The sequence below is a fragment of the Pseudoalteromonas holothuriae genome (genome assembly GCF_945859825.1).
GTDB classification, from domain to species: domain Bacteria; phylum Pseudomonadota; class Gammaproteobacteria; order Enterobacterales; family Alteromonadaceae; genus Pseudoalteromonas; species Pseudoalteromonas holothuriae.
On the sequence record NZ_CAMAPC010000005.1, the window covers coordinates 224,724 to 247,237 of the forward strand.

At 40.5% G+C, this 22,514-nt stretch carries 21 protein-coding genes; 5 read left to right on the plus strand and 16 right to left on the minus strand.

What is annotated here, in order from left to right; all coding sequences use genetic code 11:
* The first annotated feature begins 73 nt into the window (after window positions 1–73).
* The 3 genes from OCI93_RS08985 to OCI93_RS08995 are packed head-to-tail and all read left to right on the plus strand — an operon-like array spanning window position 74 to window position 3,118.
* Window positions 74–760, plus strand: coding sequence for a response regulator transcription factor (locus tag OCI93_RS08985; RefSeq protein WP_261626234.1), 687 nt, complete (start codon window positions 74–76; stop codon window positions 758–760).
* Complete coding sequence (locus OCI93_RS08990; protein ID WP_261626235.1) at window positions 741–2,153, plus strand: ATP-binding protein; 1,413 nt, start codon at window positions 741–743, stop codon at window positions 2,151–2,153. Before OCI93_RS08985 ends, OCI93_RS08990 begins: the two co-directional genes overlap by 20 nt.
* Window positions 2,150–3,118 carry an alpha/beta fold hydrolase gene (locus OCI93_RS08995; protein ID WP_261626236.1) on the plus strand — a complete coding sequence of 323 codons (969 nt, stop codon included), beginning with the start codon at window positions 2,150–2,152 and terminating at the stop codon, window positions 3,116–3,118. Before OCI93_RS08990 ends, OCI93_RS08995 begins: the two co-directional genes overlap by 4 nt.
* Here OCI93_RS08995 and OCI93_RS09000 read toward each other — a convergent pair.
* A complete protein-coding gene (locus OCI93_RS09000; RefSeq protein ID WP_261592167.1) occupies window positions 3,070–3,921 on the minus strand; it encodes a cation diffusion facilitator family transporter in 852 nt (283 codons plus the stop codon). The two genes, OCI93_RS08995 and OCI93_RS09000, sit on opposite strands and share 49 nt — an antisense overlap.
* A 371-nt stretch (window positions 3,922–4,292) precedes the next feature.
* Here OCI93_RS09000 and trmL point away from each other — a divergent pair, with 371 nt between their 5' ends.
* Window positions 4,293–4,757, plus strand: a complete 465-nt coding sequence (gene trmL, locus OCI93_RS09005; RefSeq protein WP_261626237.1) for a tRNA (uridine(34)/cytosine(34)/5-carboxymethylaminomethyluridine(34)-2'-O)-methyltransferase TrmL — start codon at window positions 4,293–4,295, stop codon at window positions 4,755–4,757.
* Window positions 4,758–4,850: 93 nt separating this feature from the next.
* Here the strand turns inward: trmL and OCI93_RS09010 are convergent, their stop codons facing one another.
* From OCI93_RS09010 to dusA, 7 genes are all read right to left on the minus strand, one after another.
* A complete protein-coding gene (locus tag OCI93_RS09010) occupies window positions 4,851–5,612 on the minus strand; it encodes a TIGR04219 family outer membrane beta-barrel protein (protein WP_261591933.1) in 762 nt (253 codons plus the stop codon).
* A 3-nt stretch (window positions 5,613–5,615) separates the two neighbouring features.
* Window positions 5,616–6,602 (minus strand): DUF2333 family protein, encoded by a 987-nt coding sequence (locus OCI93_RS09015; RefSeq protein WP_261626238.1) that lies wholly within the window; start codon window positions 6,600–6,602, stop codon window positions 5,616–5,618.
* 8 nt (window positions 6,603–6,610) lie between these two features.
* Window positions 6,611–7,123 carry a copper chaperone PCu(A)C gene (locus tag OCI93_RS09020; protein ID WP_261591931.1) on the minus strand — a complete coding sequence of 171 codons (513 nt, stop codon included), beginning with the start codon at window positions 7,121–7,123 and terminating at the stop codon, window positions 6,611–6,613.
* 84 nt (window positions 7,124–7,207) lie between these two features.
* Entirely contained in the window at window positions 7,208–7,531 is a 324-nt protein-coding gene (locus OCI93_RS09025) for a hypothetical protein (protein ID WP_261591930.1), read from the minus strand.
* Between the two features lie 14 nt (window positions 7,532–7,545).
* Window positions 7,546–7,749: a PspC domain-containing protein gene (locus OCI93_RS09030; RefSeq protein ID WP_261626239.1), complete on the minus strand. Its 204-nt coding sequence runs from the start codon at window positions 7,747–7,749 to the stop codon at window positions 7,546–7,548.
* Between the two features lie 10 nt (window positions 7,750–7,759).
* Window positions 7,760–8,437, minus strand: a complete 678-nt coding sequence (locus tag OCI93_RS09035; RefSeq protein ID WP_261591928.1) for a PspA/IM30 family protein — start codon at window positions 8,435–8,437, stop codon at window positions 7,760–7,762.
* A 218-nt stretch (window positions 8,438–8,655) separates the two neighbouring features.
* Window positions 8,656–9,636 (minus strand): tRNA dihydrouridine(20/20a) synthase DusA, encoded by a 981-nt coding sequence (gene dusA, locus OCI93_RS09040; RefSeq protein ID WP_261626240.1) that lies wholly within the window; start codon window positions 9,634–9,636, stop codon window positions 8,656–8,658.
* 183 nt (window positions 9,637–9,819) lie between these two features.
* Between dusA and OCI93_RS09045 the strand changes: the two genes are divergently transcribed.
* Window positions 9,820–10,497, plus strand: coding sequence for a site-specific integrase (locus OCI93_RS09045; RefSeq protein WP_261626241.1), 678 nt, complete (start codon window positions 9,820–9,822; stop codon window positions 10,495–10,497).
* Between the two features lie 86 nt (window positions 10,498–10,583).
* Here the strand turns inward: OCI93_RS09045 and OCI93_RS09050 are convergent, their stop codons facing one another.
* The 8 genes from OCI93_RS09050 to asnB form a co-directional block, all read right to left on the minus strand.
* Window positions 10,584–12,209 carry a hypothetical protein gene (locus OCI93_RS09050; protein ID WP_261626242.1) on the minus strand — a complete coding sequence of 542 codons (1,626 nt, stop codon included), beginning with the start codon at window positions 12,207–12,209 and terminating at the stop codon, window positions 10,584–10,586.
* A gap of 432 nt (window positions 12,210–12,641) precedes the next feature.
* Window positions 12,642–14,759, minus strand: a complete 2,118-nt coding sequence (locus OCI93_RS09055; protein WP_261626243.1) for a YjbH domain-containing protein — start codon at window positions 14,757–14,759, stop codon at window positions 12,642–12,644.
* A gap of 220 nt (window positions 14,760–14,979) precedes the next feature.
* Complete coding sequence (locus OCI93_RS09060) at window positions 14,980–16,944, minus strand: polysaccharide biosynthesis protein (protein ID WP_261591924.1); 1,965 nt, start codon at window positions 16,942–16,944, stop codon at window positions 14,980–14,982.
* Between the two features lie 133 nt (window positions 16,945–17,077).
* On the minus strand, window positions 17,078–18,253 hold the full coding sequence (locus OCI93_RS09065; protein ID WP_261591923.1) for a DegT/DnrJ/EryC1/StrS family aminotransferase: 1,176 nt from the start codon (window positions 18,251–18,253) through the stop codon (window positions 17,078–17,080).
* A gap of 1 nt (window position 18,254) precedes the next feature.
* Window positions 18,255–18,878, minus strand: coding sequence for an acetyltransferase (locus tag OCI93_RS09070; protein ID WP_261591922.1), 624 nt, complete (start codon window positions 18,876–18,878; stop codon window positions 18,255–18,257).
* Window positions 18,868–19,467 (minus strand): sugar transferase, encoded by a 600-nt coding sequence (locus tag OCI93_RS09075; protein ID WP_261591921.1) that lies wholly within the window; start codon window positions 19,465–19,467, stop codon window positions 18,868–18,870. The genes OCI93_RS09070 and OCI93_RS09075 overlap by 11 nt, the downstream gene beginning before the upstream one ends.
* Window positions 19,467–20,579 carry a glycosyltransferase family 4 protein gene (locus OCI93_RS09080; protein WP_261591920.1) on the minus strand — a complete coding sequence of 371 codons (1,113 nt, stop codon included), beginning with the start codon at window positions 20,577–20,579 and terminating at the stop codon, window positions 19,467–19,469. Before OCI93_RS09080 ends, OCI93_RS09075 begins: the two co-directional genes overlap by 1 nt.
* The gene (gene asnB, locus OCI93_RS09085; RefSeq protein WP_261591919.1) at window positions 20,579–22,513 is read right to left on the minus strand and encodes an asparagine synthase (glutamine-hydrolyzing); all 1,935 of its coding nucleotides are present in this window, start codon (window positions 22,511–22,513) and stop codon (window positions 20,579–20,581) included. The genes OCI93_RS09080 and asnB overlap by 1 nt, the downstream gene beginning before the upstream one ends.
* Window position 22,514: the final 1 nt, after the last annotated feature.

The window sequence follows — 22,514 nt, forward strand, 5'->3', positions numbered from 1 at the left end:
AGACTGTGTAAAGATCTGCAATTTAATATTTAGCAAGGTAAACTTGAGTTATGGACTATGAATGAATGTTGTTATGAGTAAGCTGCTATTAATTGAAGACGACCACACATTAAGCGATTTATTATCGGAATACTTAACAGCTCAAGGCTGCGAGGTATTTCAAGCATACGACGGTGAGCAAGGGCTACTTTATGCAACCAACGAGCATTATGACGTGATTTTGTTAGATGTTATGCTGCCATTATTAGATGGCTTTGAAGTACTTAAAAAGCTTCGAGCAACCCACCTTACGCCCGTTATTATGCTTACAGCTAAAGGCGATGACTTTGACCGGATTTTTGGACTAGAACTCGGTGCTGACGATTATTTACCCAAACCATTCAATCACCGTGAGCTGCTTGCCAGAATCCACGCAATTGGTCGACGTATTGATTACATTAAACAAGCCAGCAGTCAAACATCTGAGTTAACGCTTAACAATGTCACATTAAATGAATTGGCCCGCAGGGTCTGTGTTTTTGAACATGAACTCACACTAACTGGCACTGAGTTTGCTGTGCTACATCAGTTGATGAAACATGCTGGGCAAGTGGTCACAAAGGATACTATTAGCCAACATGTTTTAGGGCGCCGCTTAGCACCTTTTGATCGCTCCATTGATGTCCATGTTAGCAACTTACGCAAAAAAATAGCACGACATAATAATGCTAACTGCATTCAAACTATCCGAGGCAGTGGCTATGTTTTTTTGGCGCAATAAAGTAATGCTAAAAGAAAAGTTCAGCAATTTTAAGTTCAGACCTTCAGGCCTATTTTTCCAAGCTTTTTTAAGCTTTTGGCTGACCATTATAAGCATTTTGTTATTATTGGTAGCGCTTAGTCAGCTACAACCAGAACAATTAGAAAGTAAACCCTTAAAAGGTAAATTGCGTGATACGATGATTCACCTACGCCACAACATAGAGCGATTAGTTAACGTTAAACAAAAACCGCTTATGAAAGTAATTACACATTCGCGCTTTAACCAACATAAATGGTTGTATTTAGTTCATGAAAATATAGAACAAAGTATCAGTTCAACCCCAAACAAGTATGATTTAGACCTTTCTTTGCTGCATTTTAACACCACCAGCGAGCCGCTATTTATCGCAACTGAACGCTACTTTGCTTATGGCCCTTTTCCTATTTCATTAGAGGGTCAACAATACCAAATGTATCAGATTAAGCCTTTGCGTGAGTCACCTTGGTTAATGCGCATCAAAATGCTACCGTTCTGGCTAAAAGCAATTGCAGTATTATTACCATCCATATTGCTGAGTATTGTATTTAGCCGCCGCCTAGTTGCACCATTGAATGCGCTTGGGCGCAGCGCCAATAAACTCGCCTTAGGTGAATTAGCCGCGCGCGTTAATATACCCAAACACCGCCATGATGAAATAACCACTTTAATGCACGACTTTAACCATATGGCAGATAAGTTAGAGCAGAGCGTAAATACACATAAGCAACTACTAGCTGATGTATCACATGAACTTCGCTCACCTTTAACACGGTTAACTCTTGCCAATGCTTTAGCGCAAGAGCATGCGAGCGAGCACCTACTAACTTACTTAACTCGGATTGAAAAAGAAGCCCATTGCTTAGATAAAATGCTTGCCGATATTCTTACCCTATCTAGATTAGAACATAACCAACAAAACCTACAATTACAACAATTAAGCTTAGCAACATTATTAGATAACTTGTTACTCGATGCGCAATTTGAAACCGAGCAACGCCATAAAGTATTAAATATTGCGAAAGTGCCTGTGATGTCACTCATGTGTAATGGCCAATTACTCAGTAGTGCCGTTGAAAATGTTCTACGTAACGCCATCAAGTATGCGAATCAACAAATCGACCTCTCATTTTCGATAACTAAAAAGTCCTTGGTGCTGGTAATTCGTGATGATGGTGAGGGTGTATCGGATGCATCACTTAAGCAGCTTTGCCAACCATTTTTTCGTACTAGCCAATCAAGAAACAGAGACAGTGGTGGTATTGGCCTTGGTTTAGCCATTGCTAAACGTGCAGTTTTCGCGCACCATGGTACTTTAGAATTTGAACACAACCAGCCGCAAGGTTTGACTGTCACAATTACATTACCTATATGAATTTTTATAGTAACAGTGCGCAATTAGCACAACACAATAGTGCGATAAAGCAACACTGGCTGCATTGCCAACAAGGCTACTTTAATGGCTCAAATGGACGGCTGTTTTATGCTTATCATATTCCTAAAACAGCAAATTACAGTGTTGTTATAGTCAATGGCCGAATTGAATCTGCGTGGAAGTATCAAGAATTGATGTGGGAGTTGGCAAAAAACAATATCGCAGTTTTTACCTATGATCATATTGGACAAGGGCTATCTGAGCGCTTGCTAACCAATCCACATGTCGGGCATGTAACTCAATTTTCAAATTATGCTGATGACCTCAATACTTTTATCACCAACCTTGTGATGCCCCAACAAAAAGGGCCACTATTTATGCTTAGTCATTCAATGGGGGCAGCTATTAGTTGTGATTACTTATCACGTTACCCAAGTACCATCAGTGGCGCTTTTTTATCTGCACCAATGTTTGATATTTACACCCATAATATCCCCTATCGCCTTGCTACATGGGTTGCAAAAATAGCGTGCTGGTTAGGGCTTAGTAAGCGTTACGCATTTGGCCAAAGTAACTACGTGAATACACCGTATCACGAAAACCAATTAACTCACTGCCCGACTCGTTATCAACGTTTTCGCGCTTTATATCAAAGCGAAGCCGAATTATGCTTAGGTGGCGTGAGCTTTGGATGGCTAAACCAAACATTTCGCTTTATCGCAAACCTACCCGATTTAAAAATTCAAACGCCTTTATTTATTGCCAGTGCTGAGCAAGATGAAGTCGTCAACAATCATGCTCAAATTCGTTTTTCTCACGCTCATCCAAACGCAAACCTTAAGGTATTTTCAGGTGCAAAACATGAACTATTGTGCGAAAAAGATGAAATTCGCCATGCTGTGCTTAGCGAATTCTATCAGTTTTGTGATAGCTTGGGGTTAACTGCCAAAGACACAGGGTCTTGATGTATTAATATATCCAGCTCACCTTCAAAAGCTTGTTGGATCATCGCCACGACATCATCACTAACCGTATGTGCTCGCATCAACGGCATATCATCATCTAACTCCAAGTGCAGCTGAATAAACTTAACCTTGCCACTTTGTCTAGTACGCAAGTCGTGCACACCATAAACATCATCATGACTCGACGCTAACATAATAATATCGGCTTTTTCATCATCTGGAAGTTCTTTATCCATCAAATGAGCTGCGCTTTCTTTGGCAATATCCCAACAGTTATAGAGCAAATAACCTGCCACGCCAATAGCAAAGATAGGGTCAGCATAAATAACACCATAATAAGACAGTAAAATAGCCAGTAATACGGCAATATTGAGTAAAATATCCCCTTTATAATGTAATGAATCGGCTTTAACAGCAATTGATTGAGTACGTTTTACTACTTGAAACTGCACCATAACCACCAAAAGCGTACACACAATAGCAAACAAACTAACCCAGACTCCTAACAATGAGTGCTTTAGCACCACAGGGTTAATGAGACGCTCAATACCGTGAAAAGCCAACAAACATGCTGAACCTGCAATAAATGCAGCTTGTCCGAGCCCAGCAAGTGCTTCAGCCTTACCATGGCCAAAACGATGGTCATCATCGGCAGGTCGTAACGCATAACTTAGCACTAAAAAGCTCATCAAAGATGCGCTAATATCTAACAAAGAGTCAGTAAGTGACCCCAGCATAGCGGCACTACCTGAAGATAACCACGCCCAGCATTTAGTAACGATCATCAAACCGACCATCAGCATGGTAAATAAACTCGAAAAACGCACTAACTGCGCATAACTTAGCTTCACACTTCCCTCACAGTCTTAATGTTTCATACCTGTTTGCTTAATTAAGTGCGTTTAAATGATGCAAGTAAGTAAAGCCCGTAACAAGGTAAAAATTGCTATTCATTTGTTCTAAAAATAATTTTTTGCCGTAATTAAAAAAGCAATCCTCTCCTACACATGGAGCTAGTATTAAAATAGATTAGTCTTAAATAATTTCAACAGTGTACAGTTTACTGAAATGAAGTGAAATATTGATGACATATAAAGCACAAAACCTCTTCTAAATTTTCCCAAATATGGTGTCATTTAGTTATACTGAACACTGAAAAGTTTTCGAGATGATTATGTTAGATATTGTACTTTACCAACCTGAGATCCCTCCTAATACGGGAAACATCATTCGCTTGTGTGCCAACACGGGGTACGCATTACACCTGATAGAGCCACTGGGTTTTGATTGGGATGACAAACGCGTAAAACGTGCAGGCTTAGACTATCATGAGTTTAGCCACGTAAAACGTCACGCTTCGTTTGATGATTACCTAAAAGCATGTCAGCCAAAACGCATATTTGCCTGTACAACGAAGGGCACTAAATATCACCATCAGCCACAATACCAAGTAGGAGATTGTTTGCTTTTTGGTCCAGAAACACGCGGCCTACCGGAGGATATTATTTTCTCATTACCAGAAGATCAGCGCCTGCGTATTCCTATGAAAGCAGATAGCCGAAGTATGAACCTATCAAATGCGGTTGCGGTATTTGTTTATGAGTCTTGGCGTCAATTAGATTTTGCAGACTCGATATAAACACACAGCTATAAAGTGACCCACAAGAAGTACAAGAACTGTCTTTGGGTCACTTCAATTTAACTATGCACTTAAGCACATGCTTTATGCAGTTTAAAAGTGAATTTCAACGCCTGCAAAAGGGCCTGACGCGTCTATATCGGTACTAATATCATCAACATCATCAAGCTCTAAAACCATAGAGCGATATCCAGCACGTAACGACACATCCATCGCTAAACTGCCAATAACTTCCCATGCCACACCTATTTGATAATCTTGAATTTTACTATCATCAATTGCTAGCATACTGCCCTCTGCAAACACGCTAAACCCAGTCATGGGCAAGCCTACTTGTGCACGTAAATAACCAAGGGGTACGATGCCTGAAAAATCACGTACTTCAGTTGTTGGCGTACCAGCTACTGTACCCTGTAACTGAATTGAACCATCAAACTGTTTAACATTTATACCAAAATCGAATGACACTAAATCATTATCAAAAACTTCATAATAAAGCGTGTAATCAACATGGTTTAAATCAGTAACGGTGTTAGCCGTTGTTCCTACGGTAAAGTTCTTACCATCAAATTCAAAAGTTTCAGATAACGTTGTTGAACCATCAAGCTCCAACTCGGTGTAACGTAATTTTATATTGGGCACTAAAGGAATTGGGTGCTCCAATGCGGCATAGAAACTGGAGAAGGTTTTGTCATCAAAATTAAAAGATTGTGCATTGCCTTTTTCAGCAAAGTTACCTGAATTATCAGCCTGCCACCCTTCGGCTCCTAAATATAAGCCAAGTAACGTGTCTGCTTGTGCAACAGGTGCTAAACAAGCCATCGACAGTGCGGCTGCGATACAGTACTTTTTCATTTTTTATCCTTGCGCTAAAAGTTCACTGAGTTCAATAAGAGCTGCGTTTGCTCTTGATATGTAGTTTGCCATTACTAGCGAATGATTAGCAACCAATCCAAAGCCACTGCCGTTTAAAATTACCGGACTCCAAACAGTTTCTTGAGTTGCTTCAAGTTCACGAATGATTTGTTGCAAGCTAACAGTTGCGTTCTTTTTCGCTAAAACATCAGAAAAATCATGCTCCACCGCTTTTAAAAAATGCAGCAATGCCCAGCTTGCACCTCTTGATTCATAAAATACGTCGTCAATTTTCCACCATGAAGTTTTTATTTCACTGTGGCTAGGCGCATAAGTGGCTTGATTAGCGGCACTATCGCCTGCTAAATCAGTATTCATTCGATCTTGCCCTACGCTTGCACTCAAACGCTGGCTAAGACTCCCTAAACGTTTTTCAGCTTCTTTGAGCCAACCTCTTAAGTTATCGGCTCTAGCGTAAAATTGACTGTCGCGTTCAGAAGTGCTGGCAATTTTAGCTCGATACTCTTTTAAGTAGTCAATGCCTGCCTGATACTCACCTTCTGCGCTAGGCCATGCCCAAGCCGTTGAACTGATATTAAATTGCGGCTGAGCCATCTTCAAAGCTTGGTGTTCTGTAGATTGTGATTGTGAACGGCTAAAATCTTTACGCATTGATAAAGCCAAATCTCTAATCATTTCCAGTGCGCCGTACTCCCAAGCAGGCATATTATCCATTATTACACTCGGCGGCAGCATATCGTTTGATAAATAACCACCGGGCTTATTCAATAACGTTTCGCTCACACTAATTAATGTATTAGTTGTTACATAACCCGTCACTACTTGCTCATTATTGTTTTGTGCTTGCTGTGTGGCACGAGCCACAACATCAAATTTATCTGGCTCAACACTCCAATATATAGCCAGTAAATAACCTAAAAAAATAACAGCACCTAGTGCACCAAAAAACTTTCCTATGTGTTGCTGCATAACGGCTCCTAATGATGTTTATGTTGTGAGTGGTCATGCCCTTGTTGACTCATTTCATCACGTAAAGAGACAACTTTAATTGGGCTTTGTAGTTGCTCACCGTTTGCGAAGTATAACGTTAAAGTGAGCTTATCACCTTTTTTAAGGTGTTCAGCCGGGTCAAATGCCATTAAGTGATAACCACCGGGTTGAAAGTTGATAGTTTTATGTGCAAAAAGCGTTAACTCATTCACTTGCTGCATGCGCATCATACCCTCTGTATGAATATGCTCATGAATTTCGACTCGACCTATTTTGGAAATGGTGGCTTTTTTTAACACTCTAGTTTTATCAGAGTGATTAGCTACAGAGAAATAAGCCGCGGTAGATTTGGCCGCGGGTATAAACTGACGAATGTAAGCATCGCTGAGTTGTAAATCTGACTCATTATGTTGGTGCGCTCCTTCTTGCTCGGCACGAGCTAAATACGGGATACTAACAACTAACACTACCGCAAACGCACCTAGATATTTTAAGAACATATACTTTCCTTGAAAATAGCAATAACTGCTTAAATCATAACATGAATTAAGCAGTTGCGCGCCAACCATTAAGACTGAAATGTGTTAATAACTAGAGGCAGGTTCCATCACTAACCAGCCAACTCCTACCAGAAGTAATAGTGGAAAAACAATAACAATGGAGTTAAATAGAAGCGCTAACACTAGCCCAATGAGCACCACTAATATCGCACCAATTAACCCCATTCCCAGCAACGCGACCACCGCAATAAAAGCGATAATACCGATGAGTACCGTAAATAACTCCATCCCAACCCAGCTTAACTGCAGCACGAAATCAGGTACACTCAACCATGCTAAGGGCGAATTAAGCCAAGAGAGCGTTGAGCAAACTAACAGAGCGATAAGTACTAGAAATGCGGTTTTCATAATATACTCTCCTATTAAGCCTTACTCGGTAATACTGCGTATGAAATACCGTATGCTAAAGCCGTAAACAACGGAAACTTCAAAAAAAGCAATACCGTTAAAACACGAGTCAGCCAAATTGGAATATCAAAGTGCAGTCCGATACCTGCACATACTCCCGCCAGTTTTTTATTTCGTAAATCACGAAAGCATGCTTTTTTGTGTTGGTAAATACTCATTATTTACTCCTTAGGCACCAACTGGTGCACTGGTGCTTTGCATTTTCTGTTTAAGGCTGGCAAGTGCCGAGTTAATTTTTTCATCACGTTCAAACGCTTCAAACTGCTGTGCCGTTGCGCTTTGACCTAGTTCATAGCTTTCTACCTGAGCCTCTATACGCTCCACCTTATGCTCAAGTTCATCAAAACGTGACAGTACGTTTTCAACATCTTGTTTATTCAATGTACTACGTACTTTGATACGCGCATTGGCCGTTCGGTCTGCACGCAATAACTGCTGTTGCTTGGCTTTGAGTGTTTGAATTTTACTGGCTAACTTATCTGCATCAACCCGCAATTTAGTGAGCGTTTCATCTAGCGTTTGTTTTTGATCCATTAATGATTGCTGAGCATCGGCTAACTTTTGTTTTTCACATAAAGCGGCCTTGGCTAAGTCTTCACGATCTTTATGCAACGCATGCTCTGCTTTTTGTTGCCATACTTCTATTTGCTTAGCTTGGTTAGCTTGACGACGTTCTAAGGCTTTTTGTTCACAGATAATGGCTGCTGCGGTACTACGACATTCACTTAACGCGTCACTGAGTTCAATAACTAACTGCGCGGCAAGCTTTTGCGGGTCTTCTGCTTTATCTAAAAATGCGTTTACTTCAGATTTTATCAAGTCTTCAATTCGGTTAATTAAGGCCATGTTGTGCTCCTTTGCATTGGCGTTGGTTTAACTTCTTATTCCAAGCTTTGTGCCAAAGATAAAAAGAAATTAAAAAACATAAACTTAACCAATAATACTGAGAAGGTGCAGTAACATAACAAGACTTAATTATGGCTAAAAAAACTAAATAATGGTGCTTTTAGCCATAAAAAAACCGCATAAATGCGGCTTTTTTTCATTTATTTTTGCAAGCAGCTTCACTTTTCATGTACGAAGCTCAACGCTTTTTCCATCACACTCAAATCAGCATCTTTTTTATGACCATTTTCAGATAAATGACGGCGAAAACCCCTCGCGCCCGGCTGACCTTGAAATATCCCCAACATATGACGAGCAATATGCCAAAAATTAGCACCCGACGACATTTGCTGCTCAAAATAGTCATACATGCTGCGAACGACTTCATGGCGTGTTTGAGTGAACGCTGTATCGCCATAAATAAGCTCATCCACTTGTGAAAGCATAAAAGGGTTACTATATGCTTCGCGACCAATCATCACCCCATCAATATGCGCTAAATGGTGTAAGCTGTCCTCTAATGTTTTCACTCCGCCATTAATACTAATATGTAAATCGGGGTAATCTTGCTTGAGTTGATATACTCTTGGGTAATCAAGCGGTGGTACTTCGCGATTTTCTTTTGGGCTTAAGCCTTTTAACCATGCTTTGCGAGCATGAATGATAAAGTCGTCACACCCTACTTTAGCAGAAGCTTCAATCAGTGCTGTTAAAAACCCATAGGAGTCTTGCTCATCAATACCAATTCGTGTTTTTACCGTAACGGGTATTTTTACCTGTGCTTTCATCGCAGCAACACACTCAGCCACAAGCTGAGGCTCAGCCATAAGGCAGGCACCAAAACGACCATTTTGCACTCGGTCTGATGGGCAACCTACATTCAGGTTTATCTCACTGTAACCATGCTCAGCTGCTCTTTTGGCGCACTTTGCAAGCGCGCTAGGATCAGAGCCGCCTAACTGAAGTGCCACTGGCATCTCATGCTCGCCAAAGCTCAAGTAATCTCCTTTACCAAACAAAATAGCACCGGTTGTGATCATTTCAGTATACAGTACCGCGTGCTTACTCAGCTTACGGTGAAATGTTCGACAGTGTTTGTCAGTCCAATCCAGCATAGGTGCTACTGAAAAACGTCGAAAATGACTATCTGCTACGGTCATATTGGTGCCTGCGATTAAATAAAGGTTAGTTGGTAATAAACTTGGCCGCATAGTATACCTGATAGAGCAATAAGCAGCCATGTTGTATTTGCCGTTTGCCATATAAAGCGCTATAACCCTATGCGCCGCATTTCTAAAGCGTTAAACTAAACACTTATACATCAGAGGAGTAGCACTGTACGCATGAAATCTCATTTAGGTCGAAGGGCCTTTTCTGCTATGGAACTGCATATTCTGTTTAATGGTTATATTTATGGCGATGAAAAACAACCTAGAGAACAGCCCAAGCATTGGCACTTTTGGCTACCTTTACTTGCCTATTACTGCGGCGCTTACAGTGATGAAATTGGCAGTTTACAATTAGCAGATATTGTCACGCAAGGTTCTATCAAAGGCTTTAATTTTAACACTCATGGAAAAATTCAACCTCGCTTTGTGCCAATTCATACTGCGCTATGGCAAGCAGGGCTTGAGCAATATATTCACTATGTAGAATCACAAAGCCAACAGCGTTTACTGTTTGATTTGCCTTCTAAATCAGGACGATATAGCGAAAAAGTAAGAATATGGTTTTCAGGTGAAGGTGAACGCTTAGGGTATTTACAAAAATGTGGCTTACCAAATATAGATCAACAAGGCCTTAAAACCGCAATCAGTAGCCTAAGATTAAACTTTGAACAACAAATTCGTATCGCCGCGATTCAACGAGCTAATAAGCCTGCATTTCATTATTTGATGGGGCTAAAAGACGATGCGCTGACACAACCCCAAGAAAGATTACAGCTAAAAAAAATAATTGCTCCCATTCGGGTTATCAATAGTAACGTACATTGGCAACGTTTTATTGAACGCCATAGTTAAACGCCACGGTGCCGTTTCACACACTCAAACAATAAAAAAGCCGCTTTAAGCGGCTTTTTCAAGTATTTAATAAATACTAGTAGCGATTAACCACCGGTAGTCGTTTGACATGTAACTTGCAATGGTTCTGCTAGTGATTCATCAGTACCATCTGCTGTAATGTCAACTGTTGCACTTTTAGTACCATTGGCTAGTGCAACTCGAGGGTTAATAAACAGGGTGTACGCAACTGGATTATCAGCATCAGCCAGAGCTAGGTTGCTTAACGTAAACACGCCACCACCTTGACTAGTTGCAAGTGACTTACTCTTACTACCTAGGCTATAGCGAACAACCGCATTGCTCATGTCAATGGTTTGAGTCGCATCATTTGAGCAAACTGCACTCACAGTAAAGTTTTCGCTAACACGTTGCACTGGGTTTGCTAAAGTAGCTGGTACCGTACCACAAATATCTACTTCACCATCACTTTGGAACCAAGGCTGGTTATCAGCATCGTAAACTCTAACATTTGCCTTTGCACCTGCGCTAATACCAAATAAACTCGCATTCGCAGCTGATACAAGCTGGCTTGTAGTAGAACCTGCCGGTATAAAGCCACTTGCAGTCGCATCAGATGATGACATACTTACATACAATCCTGTTGCTGGTACTGCATCGCCAGACGTTGTAATACCAATTGAATTGGTACAAACCCCTACTGAGGTCGTTGATGCAAAGAATGTTAAGTGGTTAGTTTCAAAAGTACCGGTATAAGTCTGGCTCTCTGCATTTAAAGCACCAACAGTCACCATGTTTTCTTCACTAGTCCAAACACCAGTATCTTCATCGTGAGATTTAAGGCTTAACATGTCACCTGTTTTAATGGCTTCCCCATTGAGCATGGTTGTTGCCGGGATAGCCATTGAAACTGAAATTGGATCAGAAAACTGTTTAACTTTTTTGCCAGTGCTGTCTGCCATTAAAATATTTGCAACACCAACTGGTTTATCTAAGTTTGCAGCGCCTGCGCTATTAAGCCCCTCAGGTACTAACGCCGATGCAGCACCTGTAGAAGCATCTGCACCACTCACACTTACAGACACAGCACCTGTAACCGCATTACCATCTGCATCACGCAAAATGACGCCTGCAGGCACATTAGCACTTGCACCTGACTTACCCGCTGTTTCTGCTACTATCGGCTCAGCTGAAGAACCATCATCATTCAATGTTACAGGAACGACTTCTGTTGCAACACCACCACCGTTACTTGGAGACAACGCCAACAAACTGTTAACAGTTGATACGCCATCTTCAGCTGCAAGGCTCACCACAAAGCTCTTACCAATATAACCTTCTGCGGTAACATTTACTGTTACTTGAGTTATTTCTGAGCCGTCTTTTTTCGTAAATGCAACACTACCATCTGTCGCATCTACAGTTGTCAGCATTTCACCGTCTACATCAACGATGTTTTCAGATGCAACACCACTTTCAAGAAATGTAACCATAGCAGGTACTACATCTAACGAATTACGATCAACAACGTTTGCATTAACAACCAATGCTAGTGCTGTTGGCGCATCTGGCGCAACGACTACCGGTTCAGTTGGTGTTGGTGGTGTTGGTGGGTCAACTTTAACGTTATTGTCGTTGTCGCTAAAACAACCCGTTAACGCTAGTGAGGCAGCGATAGACATCGCCAGTAGTGATTTTTTATTAGCAAGCATGATTAGTCCTTGTTCCATTTTTCGCAAGAGCCCAGACAACTCCCACACAGTTTGTAAATCAAAATTATACTATAGAAAACTTTATAGTAATTTCCAGTAATAACAGAGCATAGAATACTGTACTCAAGTAAAAACTGAATTTTATTTCTGTTGATTGATGATAATAATACCCACAAATAGGTTTTAGTACTTACAAATTTGCATAGCATCAATCGCCGTATTGTTAATGCATACCCTGTCTCAATGCTTCATACCGATTTAAGAACCACCGTAAAGTATGATACTTTTAAAATCTAATTAACATCAAAGTAGGATACGGATAGTTCTTTAATTATACAAGTGTCGGCTTATAAAAAACACCTCAACCTGCTATTTTTCAGTTATTTAATTATATTAAAGTTACATGAATGCAACTTTAATATATTGCCTTTACTAACGGTAACTCAAGTAAACGTCACGTAGTCGCGCCAAATTACCATAAATATAGCTGCTCGACAGTCTACCTTGATTTAAAAAAGTATTACCAATATTAATCGACGTTTGTACTTGCTCAGCACGGCCAATTGTTACCGCATTTTTTGACTCGCCTATGCGTGTACTAACGCTATGACGCCAAGCTTTATTACCTGTTATTTGCCCATATCGAGTAGGGGCCATGTCTTTACGTGGTGTAAGTGGAATACTAAAAGCGATACCTGCTGTTTGCACATCAGTATCTTGCGCAAATACCGATATATAGCTATCCCCAAACCAAAAGCGCGTTTCTAATTTGACGCCGTTATCGTCATATAAAAAGCTGCCAGCCGTGGCATGAAAACTGACATCTTTTTCAATCCAATTATATCGATAAGACACCGCCTGATAGTCTCGGTCTGAGTCGTAGTCTTGGTAATCTAAATAGGCAAGATCCGCTTTAATTTGATGGCGACCATTATTACTTAGCCAAACGGTTTCGTTTTTTATACCTGTATAATCTTGATTAAACTCTCTAAAAAAGCCTATGTGCGTCTGGTTATAAATGCCATACGGTAAAGCAAGAGTTTGGTAAATAGTCGCCTGCGTTACACCATCTTTTTTAGCTAATCGACCAAATGGTTTACCTGTTTCGTAGTCGTCGGTATTGGCTACTTCCGACTGAGCACTGACACTCACACCACCACCGTACCACATAGGTAAATCAAGGTCTGCCTTAACAGCCAATGAAAAGTCGTACACTCCCAACTCAGTTGCCGTGCGTTGATTTAGTGCAGGGCCAATAGTTAAACGAGGTTTAAAATAAGGGCTATTGGCATTTGGCATTCCTACCCAAGACACACTACCTAAAGGTTCCATTTCGCCGCGTCGAATATCCATATCTGGCGTAACGCTGGTATTTATAAATTCACGATAATTATCAACATTACCGCGTATTGATAACATTGGTATACCACGATTTAATAACTGCACACTAAATTTGGCATTTGCTTCGTCAACATGCTCGGCAATACGTCCAAGCACCACACCAATGGCATCAATATCATTGCGATTAAATACAAAGTTTTCAAAACTAACTACAATATGTGGGTCGCGGTTAAAACCAACACTCACTGCTTCAAAACCATCATCAACTAACGCGTTTTTAAGTTCACGAGTTTGCAAGGTGAGTGACTTACTAAATTTGTCTCGTTCAGAGACCTCTTTTTTGGCATCAGTAAGAGGCTTTTGTGCAAGTTCACGTTGCTTTTGATAATGTGCCTTAAATGCCGCTTCTCGCTTTTTATGATTGCTTAAAATAGGTGCAGGCGCTGCCTCTGTTGGGTCGTTTAACTGGGCTTTTTCAAATAATGGCATTGAAAAGTCAACCCCCAAAAAAGTGTCTTTTTCTGCATGATCCGTGTTGCTATACAGCTTACCGCTGAAGGTTAAAGTACCAACATCGTAAATCCACTCTTTTGGCACTGTTAAACGCACGCCTGCATTTGCGGCTTCTGCATCATGTTCTACTTGAAGAGCAAACCAATCTAGTGGCTGCCACTCAATACCAGCAAATGCACCGTCCATTTGCCCAGTTGCACGATCACTTACTGCAAAGCCCGCAGAAAACCTAAAGTCATTCCATTCGCGCGAGCCCACAATATAATAGGTTTCATAATTATTAGCCGCGCCGCCAAGGTCTTTACCGCCAATAGCTAGGTTAAACCAATCTTTTGGAATGAAAGGTAGTTGGTATTTAAGATTGAAAGACAAATCACGGGTTTGCTTTTCTTCTTTAAATCGAAATAGGTTATCATGCATCGTACTAGAGGCAATCATACCGCTTACTTCAAGCCCATCAAATACGCCTGCAGCGAATATAAAGTTATGCCCGTCAACATACTCAGCACCGCGTAAATCAAGTTGGTTGTTATAACCGAAGCCAACACTGCCTTTTTGTAGCACCTCAGCAGTGGGGGTATTTATTAATCCCGTGTAACCAGCATAAGAGGTATAATTATTTACTAGGGTATCTGCCAAAGCAGGCATACTGGCAAGTACAATACTCCCAGCAATAACATTTTTTATTTTTAACATGTACGCAGACCGATTATTATTTTGAATTTTTTAAACTACTCTAGTAAAAGCAACATAAACTTCCACTAAAGCTATCTTAATTATAACGCTATCCTATATCGAAGCGTGCCAAAGCCCAACCCTGCAGAACCAATTAAACCTCAGAAAACTCATATCACTAGCCTAACTTGGTACACATTTCAGTATTGGTTTAACAAGACGAGAGTAAATACTTCACTCTCTAAACATTTCTTAGGTTTACTACCTTCTGTTTAATCTCTTTGTCAACTTCAGACTGCTTCAGTCGCTTCTCACTCCAAACCAAGTCACAAATTCCATCTGTAGGATTAAACCCAGTAGGGGCCTCTAATAACAACATACGAATGCGTTCATGATCAAAGTTATGGCAAGCTATATCCATTTCATGCATAAACACTTCTACTTGGGCCGTTGATAATTTCACTTCATTAGCCGTCATAATACGCGGATGAGTGGTCTTTTCTACATTATCGCCAATTAGTAACTCTTCGTAGAGCTTTTCACCTGGACGCAGACCTGTGCATTTAATTTCAATATCACCATGAGGGTTAGACTCAGACTTAACCTCTAAGCCAGACAAGTGTACCATTTTGGTCGCTAAGTCTTTTATCTTAACCGACTCACCCATATCTAACACAAATACATCACCGCCTTTACCCATGGCCCCCGCTTGTATCACAAGTTGTGCAGCCTCAGGTATAGTCATAAAAAAGCGCGTAATATCATTATGAGTAAGGGTAATAGGGCCGCCCTCTTTAATTTGACGGCGGAACAATGGCACCACAGAGCCACTTGAACCCAAAACGTTTCCAAATCGCACCATACAAAAACGTGTATTTTTTGAGGTTAGTTTACTATCAGCTAAAGCTTGCAAAACTAACTCTGCCATTCGCTTTGTCGCCCCCATCACATTAGTAGGGCGAACCGCTTTATCTGTAGAAATTAACACAAAGGTTTCAACACCTGCATTTATCGCAGCTTTAGCCGTATGGTAAGTGCCAAACACATTATTGCGTACACCCTCAACTACATTTTGCTCAACCAACGGCACATGTTTATAAGCCGCAGCATGGTATACGGTTTGTACACCGAATGCTTTCATGCAAGTTTCTATGCGGTTAATACGCTGCACAGAGCCCATCACTGGCACAATTTCTACATTCACGTCTTTGCTATACGCCAACTGACTTAGTTCTTTTTCTATGCTGTATAAACCAAATTCAGATACTTCGAACAAGACCAATTTTTGCGGCGAGTTTTTTATAATTTGGCGACATAACTCCGATCCAATTGAACCGCCAGCGCCTGTCACCATAACAACTTTGTTGGTGATATTAGCAGCCAACAGTTCAGACCTTGGCGAGACTGGGTCTCTCCCTAATAAATCCTCAATCTCAACTTCTTTAATCTCATCAAGCTGGGCTTTGCCATCTATTACGTCAGCCATACCGGGTACAGTCATAACTACAAGCGGTAGCTTTTCTAATTTAGTGAGAATTTCTTTACGACGTGAGCGAGGTACGCTGGGCAAAGCTAACAACACCTTTTTAACTCGCTTTTTATCAATTAAGTTATAAATTTCATCAAAGGCTACCACCGGAATACCCTGAATAATTGCATTGTGCTTAGACTGATCATCGTCAAGGTACGCAGTAACATAATAGTCAGGGCCAGTTGAAAGCGCCGTTGCTAATTGGCGGCCAGCATCTCCAGCACCATAAATAACAACAGGGGTTTTTGTCACTGCAGTTAAACGCCATATAAGCGCTCTTACTAAAATACGCGACCCTCCTAATGACAACACCATTAACCAAGCATAAATAACAGGCATAGTTCGCGGAATTGCAGTTTGAGTAAAAAAAGCAGCCATAACTAATACCACAGTACTAATGACAGTACCCAACACCACAGCCCCCACTGCATTGGCACCCACGTAGCGCAGTACAGCCCTGTAAAGCCCGAGCCTCACAAAAATAAATAAACTTACCGGTAAAAGAATAACTAATAAAAACCAATTTTTTATAACAGCTAAAGGCGCAACGCTATCTAGCCTTACAATAAGCGCAAGCCAAAAGGCAGAGATAATAAATACCGAATCTAACGCTAAAGTAACTAGACGCTTATGGCTACGAGAAGCACCTAGCAAAACACGAAACCAACTATCCATTGAGTTCCCTTTTTTATTCCTATTAAAATCAAAACCACAGTCGAAATTAAGCTTAGTGCATGTTCTATATATACACAAAAATAGCAAAAATGTTTGGAGGAAATATGAAGGATACGATTGCACCCTTCACTTTTTATTTTGATGCACAGTGAAGTACTTGCGTAATAACAGCACAAGCTTTGCTGATTTCTTCAGCTGTGAGTGTTGGGTGAACTAAAAACATCAAAGAAGTTTCACCTAACTCAACCGCATTAGGTAAATGCCTAACTGGTCGCCAAGGCGTACTATCAAAGGCTTTTTCTAGGTAAACTTCTGAGCAGCTACCTTGAAAACAAGGCACGCCAAGTGTGTTGATTTCATCGACTATGCGATCTCTTGTCCAGCCTTCTTTAAGCGCCATAGGGTTTACGAACAAATAATGTTTATACTCTGCATGTTCAATATAATCCGGCACGCGCACTATACGTACCACATTAAAAGCTTTTGCAACTTGATCTATAGCCTGAGCATTGCTTTGTCTTTTAGCTGTCCAGTCAGACATACGAGTAAGTTGAATACGACCAATTGCAGCTTGCATTTCTGTCATACGCCAGTTAGTGCCAAAACTCTCATGCAACCAGCGAAATCCCGGGGGATGTTCACGATTGTAAATGGCATCAAAGCTTTTACCGTGGTCTTTATAACTCCACATTATTGACCATAGGTCTTTGGAGTTTGTAGTAACCATTCCACCTTCACCACCAGTGGTCATAATTTTATCTTGGCAAAATGACCAAGCACCTATATGGCCTATAGTACCAACTGAACGACCCTTATACTTAGCACCATGTGCCTGAGCACAGTCTTCTATGACATAAAAGCCATACTCTTGACTGAGGGCCATAATTGCATCCATTTCAGCAGGCATCCCAGCTAAATGCACCACAATAACTGCTTTTGTTTGAGGTGTTAAAACCGCTTTAATAGACTCAGCAGTAATAGCTTGGCTATTTAAGTCAACGTCGGCAAATACAGGTGCAGCTCCCGCTGTGACAATACTACTTGCAGAAGCTAAGAAAGTACGAGGAGTAGTAATAACCTCGTCTCCTTTGCCAACGTTCAATGCTTTCAACGCAATATCTAACGCTAATGTGCCATTACCAAGTGCTATCGCATATTCAGCACCAGTCCAAGCTGCAAACTCTTTTTCAAATTCACGCCCTTCTGTACCTGTCCAGTAATTTACTTTGTTAGAAAGTACAACTTTACTTACTGCGTCAGCTTCTTGCTGAGTAAAGCTAGGCCAAGGGGAAAACGGGGAATTTAACATTTTAATCCTTCACAACTCTAGCAGGGTTACCATATGCTGTAACACCTGCTGGAATATTTTGTACAACAACAGAACCGGCTCCAATAATCGCTAGTTCTCCAACTTCAATCAACTGTTTAAAAGAGCTCCCAATACCTACCCACACTCCACTGGCAATTTTACAGCCGCCGGCAATGGCTGAACTTGGGCATATATGAACATAGTCCTGTATAAAACAGTCGTGCTCAACTGTCGTATTCGTGTTGATGATAGAGCCCCGACCGATTTGAGCAAAAGCGTTGATCACTGCACCAGCCATAACGACTGTACCTCCACCAATATTAGCTAATTTACTTACCGTAGCACTCGGGTGGAGCAATGCAGGCGTTTTAGCTCCAAGAGCTAACAGTTTCTCTAGCTTCTCTTTTCTAATTTGATTATTACCAATAGCAACTATTACGCCTTCGTAATTATCGAGCCTTTGAGCTAACGCTTCTGAATCTCCAACTACAGACCAGTGCTCAAGCTTGCTCTTAACTTCAAATGCATCATCAAAGAACTCGACGTGATAACCGTTTAATTCAGCGATTTCCGCTATTACTTTTCCGTGACCACTTGCCCCTAAAATAGCCAGTTTAGCCATCATTTTGATTCCCTTTGAACGGCTCCATAGTCACGTGTCCATCACCACTTATTCCTTCGCGTACAAAGACTTTTTTTACGGTCAAAAAGAGTATTTTTATATCGAGTAAAAAGCTTTGATTTTCTACATACCAAACATCAAGCTTAAATTTGTCTTCCCAGCTAATTGCATTACGGCCATTCACTTGTGCCCAACCAGTAATCCCAGGGCGGACATTATGGCGATGCGCTTGCTCAGAACTATAAAGAGGTAAGTACTGAACGAGTAGAGGTCTAGGTCCAACTAAGCTCATATCCCCTTTAATCACATTTAACAGTCCTGGCAGCTCGTCTAAGCTAGTTGAACGTAAAAAACCACCAAGCTTGGTCATGCGTTGGTCATCAGGTAATAAGTTCTCCTGCTTATCTTTAGCATCTAGCATGGTTCTGAACTTCATCATTTTAAAAATTTCACCATTCAAACCAGGGCGGTCTTGGGTAAATAAAATAGGTGAACCCAGTTTTAAGCGTATAAGCAAAGCAACTACAATTATTACAGGCAGTAAAGTCAGTATTGCGCACAGGGCAACTAAAAAATCAAAGATGCGTTTCATTAATTTAATTCCATAATCTTCAAAAGTTCCGTATTAACCTTATGAACATCAAACTTATCTTCAACCATTGCTCTGCTTGCATTTGCCATTCTTTGCCATTCACTTTGGTTTTCTATAAACCAAATCATTTTTTCGGCAAGCTGTTCAGCATCGCCTTTTTTAACTAACCAACCATTCTCACCATTTGTAACAGTTTCTCGACAACCTGGAACATCTGTTGTCAATATTGGTCGACCAGTAGCCATCGCTTCTAAAACAGTCCGTGGTAATCCTTCATGATATGAGGGCAGTACGAAAATACTGCAACTTTCTATATAAGGCCTTACGTCGTCTGTTTCACCTAAATAGTTAACGACACTATTACCATTTAAACATTCGAGCTCTTTTAAAGAAATACCATCTGGCGAAGGATCTACAGGGCCGACTAATTGAAACTCTGCCATTGAATACTTTTCCTTCACTATTCTGGCCGCTTCTATATACTCACGAATACCTTTATCACCCAACAAACGAGCAATAAGTAAAAACTTCGGGAAGCCAGGTAAAGGCTTAACATCAAAGTGCTTGATATCAACACCAGAGCCATTAACAACTACAGTTTTATTTTCAGGAACTATTCCCAGTTCAACAAAAACCCTCTTATTATCTGGATTTTGAAAAATAACCTTGCTTGAACGCTTCAATGCAACTTTATATAGAAAAACAACCAATTTCATTAACAGATTTTTCTTCCTGTTTCCCTTTTGGAAAGCGAAACCTAAACCTGTAACCAGAGCATAGAAGCGGCAATTAGGAATATAACGCGTAGCAAACGCCCCCCAAATGATAGGTTTTATTGTATATGCTAAAATTATATTAGGGTTTTCAGCTTGGAAAGTTCTTCGAAAAAAAAGAAAAGTATTTAGATCTTGGATAGGGTTTAAGCCATTTCTACTCACTGGATAATCAATATAGTCAATTCCTAATTTCTTTATTTCCTTTTCTTCTAAAGTACTTGAACCATTTGCTAAGCCTGTAACTTTAAAATTACTATTTACTAAAGACTTAACTAGCTCACCTCTAAAGTTGACAATAGAGCGCGGCAATGCACCGATTAACATAATATATTGCATTACAATCTACTTGTTCTCTTTACATCTGCATCTAACCATGCTTGCACCATAAGAATATCCCATAATTTGGCAGCGTTATTTTCTTCGTATCTAAGGTGATTGATTAGCGCTTCTTGCACCAGACTAGGATTATACAAACCCTGAGCTTTTAAGCGTTCAAATGATAATAAATCTTGAGCCCACTCTTTTAACTCCGCTCTAAGCCACTCATGTATAGGAACACCAAACCCCATTTTTGGCCGCTCCATCATGTCTCGAGGTAAGTACTCATATAATATTTGTTTCAAAGGCCACTTCCCTACTTTTCCTTTCTGCTTTATAGAAAGAGGCATTCTCCAAGCGGCACCAACAACGTTTGGGTCCAAAAGAGGTATCCTCCCCTCCAAACTCACATTCATAGCTGTTCTATCTACCTTAGTTAAAATATCTCCAGCTAAATATGTCACTGAATCTAGGTACATCATCCACTCACCGATTTCATCAAATTCAACGTCATTGGTTGACAAAAAATCATGTAAATACGGATAATTAGCACCTTCGACCAATACATCGTTTGATTTCCAATGGGTGATAGATTGCTTGTAAAAACCCTCTATATCTTTTGCTTCAAGCCAAGTTGAAAGTGTTTTTATTTTAGAACCAACCTGCCCCTTTCTACCATAGCTATCTGCTTTTTTACTTAGGAAGAAAAACAATTTATTTAGTACCGAAACTGGCATCGCTTGTAAGGTACGTGCAATCGCTTTTCTTGCTGGTATTTTTGAAACTTTACGCCAAATATCAGGAGTAGCAGTATATCTATTATACCCACTAAATAACTCATCTCCACCGTCACCACTCAACGCAACGGTTACTTTTTCTTTTGCCATAGCACTAACTAAAAAAGTAGGCATTTGAGAAGCATCTGAAAAAGGCTCATCAAATATAGCCCCTAACCTTGGGACGAGGTCAAGTACATCCGCTGGAGAAAAATACTTTTCATGATGAACCGTCCCTAGTTGATTGGCCACAGCCTTAGCAAACTCAGCCTCATTATAACCAGGCACATCAAAACCAATTGAAAAAGTATTTATCGGTTTATCTGAGTGCGACTGCATTAACGACACGACTAAGCTAGAGTCAACTCCGCCGGATAAAAAAGCTCCCAGCGGTACATCAGAAGCCATACGTAACTTAACCGCTTTTTTTAGTTCGTCATGTAAGCTGTTTACTGCCTCAATTTCATCAAAGAATTGATTCTTCCGGCTTTTCTTAATCGTCTCACTGATAGACCAGTAATACTTTTCTTCCTTTAATTCACCTGATTTATACTGTATAAAACTGCCTGGCATAAGTTTACTCACTTCACAGTAAACCGACAGGGGGGCGGGAATATATGAAACAGCAGCTTGTTTAGCTATTGCATCTCTATTTATCGTTAAGTGTTCGCCAAATTCAGCCTCGATGCTGGTCAACTCAGATGAAAAAACCAAGTGTTTGTTGATTAACCCATAATACAAAGGCTTTTCACCAAATTTATCTCTGGCTAGAGTCAAACACTGTTCTTTATTATCCCAAAGAGCAAATGCAAACATTCCATTAAACACGTCTAATGACTTTGCGACTCCCCAAATTTCAAAGGCATGTAACATGACTTCTGTATCAGAAGTGCCTCGCCACTGAATCTGCGGTAGCTGAGCTCGTACCTCTTCAAAATTATATATTTCACCATTGAATACAAGCGTAAAACGACCAGTGTTGCTATGCATTGGTTGGTGTCCAGCAGCACTCAGATCGTGAATTGATAAACGTCTATGTCCCAGAAAAATGTTTTCCTGCCCCCAAACACCATGATCATCCGGGCCTCTATGCTCTATTTTACTGAGCATATTATGTAAATTGTCTGCTGAAAAATCAGAAGAACTCGGACTAACAACTCCAACTAACCCACACATA